Here is a 2,912-nt window from a genome sequence, read left to right as displayed (position 1 = left end):
TGTATGAATAGTCCGTTGTGCTATGTTGATGAGAATGGTGAGTTTTGGTGGGTTGTGGCTGCGGCTGTTATTGGTGGAGTAATCAATGTAGCTACTCATTGGGATAGTATTGATAATGTTTGGCAGGGGCTTGGGTATTTTGCTGTTGGTGGTGCAGCGGGTGCTATTGGTGCAGTTACGGGAGGTGCATTCGCTGGTGGCGGATTTATCGGAGGAGCTATTGGGGGGGGGCGTTGGTGGTGGGACATCAGGTTTCGTCCTTGGTTCCGGAAATACATTAATGGGCGGAGGAAATATTGGTGATGCTTGGTCTAATGGATTTAAGGGGGCATTGAATGGTGCTGTAGCGGGGTCCGTCACAGGTGGATTGATTGGCGGTGGTATGTCGTTTGTTAAAGGTCAGAATGTATGGTCTGGACAAGATATTGCTCAAGGAAGAAATGCATTCTCGTTGAAGAATACACCGATAAATGTGATTGAGCATCCTGAAGCTTTGTCTCTTTCTCCTAGTAATGTACTCCAATCATTACCGGATGATCCTTTACTTAATAACATGAATGGCACTTCTATGAGTTCTTATAATAAAGGGCAACTCGGTGTAAAAGAAGCTATGAAAGAGTTTGTAGAAGATGGTGGAACTGTATATCAGACAGAAGTTAGCGTGGATTTACCTCATACTCTTTCTAATGGTAAAACTATTATGGTGCGTAATAGGTTTGATTTTGCTGGTGAGCTAGATGGTAAGTTACATTTGTTTGAAGTTAAAAATGGTGCTAGTGCAGGGTTTACTCCTAATCAGAAAATTAATCTTCCTAAAATGATTTTTAATCATCCACAATTCACGCCTGTTGGACGAAATGCTTTGCAAGTTCCTCATTTTCAGAATAACATAGGAATACCATATACAGGTAACTATGTAATAATAGTAAAACACTATTTCTAATATCCTATACTCGGTCAGATACTTTTTTGTGAAATGTAAAGGCTTATTTGTTTATTGTTATTTGCAAAGAACTTCTGGCTGAGTGTAAATAATAAATGGAAGTATATAAGTTTTGTATATAATCTTCCATGATATTGAAAAAAATAATTATATTTGTAATATTTTATTAGATAATTGATATGAAAGAACAAATGACAAAAATTAAATCTATATTAAATGAGCGTTTAGTTAAATATGGATTTAAAAAAAGGGGGTATGACTATTTTGTGAGAATGGCTGATGAGGATATTATTCAAAATATAGGATTTGGCATTGCTACGTATGGAGAGAAGCATGTCCGATATTTGAATCCTTCTATTGGTGTTATATATAAGGATGTCAACAAATTGGAATTACATCTAAGGAATTTGGAAAAAACAAAATATCCAGAATATGTTGGTCTTATGGTTGGATCTGCTCTTGGCTATTTGATGCCGGAAAATTCTTATAGGGAATGGCGCTTTTCTGATAATGAAGACGTGACAAAAGAGGCGAACAGTATGGCTGATGCCATTATTAACTACGGTTTTCCTTATCTTGATTTACTGTCAGATAGAACAGAATTGATTTATGGTTTGGAAATAGGTAAATATAGTCAAGGAGATGGCTACTTATTACCAATATTTCATTATCTGAATGGTAATAACAAGCGCGCTTTGGAATGCATAGATGAATTCATTAAAAAACTTTCTGCTTCTTCTTACCTTGAAGATTATGAGATAGATATATTAAAAAAATTATCGGAAGAGAATGGAGAGGCTCACATAGTTAATAATAATGGACTAAAGTCTTATCTTGAGTTTGCTGATAATTTTAGACAAATGATAGGGCTTCATGAAAGTGGAATTTCAATGAGCGAATAATAATGAGTGTTTTTACTCTGGTATTCGTTGGCTATTGGGGGCTTTTAGTATTATCTTGGCATGAAGAAACTTTGTTTTCATGCTGAATGATATTGTATATTTTGTTTGTTTTTCTGTCGTTTCTAAAGGTAGTGGCTTGACAACAGAATAGTTATTTGGCTAGAACGATTGCACGACTAAAGTCGCCCCTTGGATAGATCTCATCTTGAATGTTGAAAAAATGTCACTGGAGGAATGCGGCGCAGTTATTCGTTCAATTGTAACAAGAAGTCTGGTCGAGAGCTTTGGTTATGATGCCTTAAACCGCCTTTCCACTTTTGGGGATAAAGTGGTGAAATATGACAATTGTGGTAATATTCGTCAGAAAGGTGATGCGGGAGAATTGGTGTATACAAATCCTAACCGTCCTTATGCAGTGACGGGACTGGCTCCTTTATCGGAAGATCGTATTAATTACGGTATTGATATTACATATACCGCTGCCGAGCGTCCTTCTGTCATCGCACGTGGCACGCAAAAAGCTGTTTTGACTTATAATGCCAATCATGACCGCATACGGATGCAATATTCTGACAATTCCCGGAATCTGCTGACCCGTTACTATCTTGGTGGCAACTATGAACTGGATGTTGACAGTACAGGTATGCATGAACGTCTTTATCTTGGTGGGGGGTATTATGACGCTTCTGCTGTGTTGATGAAGAAAGGTGACATATCATCGGTTTACTTTATTCATCGTGACTATTTAGGTAGTGTTTTGCAAATCGCAGATGCACAGGGTAACATTGTGGAAGAAAACAATTTCGATGCCTGGGGATGTAGACGTAATCCTTCAACGCTAAAGGCTTACGCTATTGGTGCAGCTCCGAAATTACTGCTGGGCAGAGGCTATACGGGGCACGAGCATTTGGAAATGTTCGGAGTGATTAATATGAATGCCCGGTTGTATGATCCGGTGTTAGGGCGTTTCTTGACTCCTGATCCTTATGTGCAAATGCTGGATTTCACTCAGGCTTTCAATCGGTACAGTTATTGTATGAATAGTCCGTTGTGCTATGTTGATGAGA

The 2,912-nt window shown here is 38.2% G+C and carries 3 protein-coding genes and 1 pseudogene; all 4 read left to right on the top strand.

Annotation, left to right across the window (positions count from 1 at the left end):
• Positions 1-303 (top strand): annotated as a pseudogene (locus tag HMPREF2794_RS28895) (hypothetical protein); the annotation flags it as partial.
• Complete coding sequence (locus HMPREF2794_RS08355) at positions 281-943, top strand: hypothetical protein (protein WP_070751319.1); 663 nt, start codon at positions 281-283, stop codon at positions 941-943. The pseudogene HMPREF2794_RS28895 and the gene HMPREF2794_RS08355, both read left to right, overlap by 23 nt.
• A gap of 179 nt (positions 944-1,122) precedes the next feature.
• Positions 1,123-1,845, top strand: a complete 723-nt coding sequence (locus HMPREF2794_RS08350) for a hypothetical protein (RefSeq protein WP_109115110.1) — start codon at positions 1,123-1,125, stop codon at positions 1,843-1,845.
• Between the two features lie 220 nt (positions 1,846-2,065).
• A partial coding sequence (locus HMPREF2794_RS08345) for an RHS repeat domain-containing protein (RefSeq protein WP_305764430.1) occupies positions 2,066-2,912 on the top strand: 847 nt, incomplete at its 3' end.

Source organism: Bacteroides sp. HMSC067B03 (genome assembly GCF_001811315.1).
GTDB lineage: Bacteria > Bacteroidota > Bacteroidia > Bacteroidales > Bacteroidaceae > Bacteroides > Bacteroides faecis.
The sequence above is the reverse complement of the archived record's forward strand: the minus strand, read 5'-3'. Positions and strand labels throughout refer to the sequence as shown.

Bases quoted from the DNA above. Each gene is read 5' to 3' on its own strand.
- HMPREF2794_RS08355 (WP_070751319.1), top strand. From the start codon at position 281: ATGGGCGGAGGAAATATTGGTGATGCTTGGTCTAATGGATTTAAGGGG.
- HMPREF2794_RS08350 (WP_109115110.1), top strand. From the start codon at position 1,123: ATGAAAGAACAAATGACAAAAATTAAATCTATATTAAATGAGCGTTTA.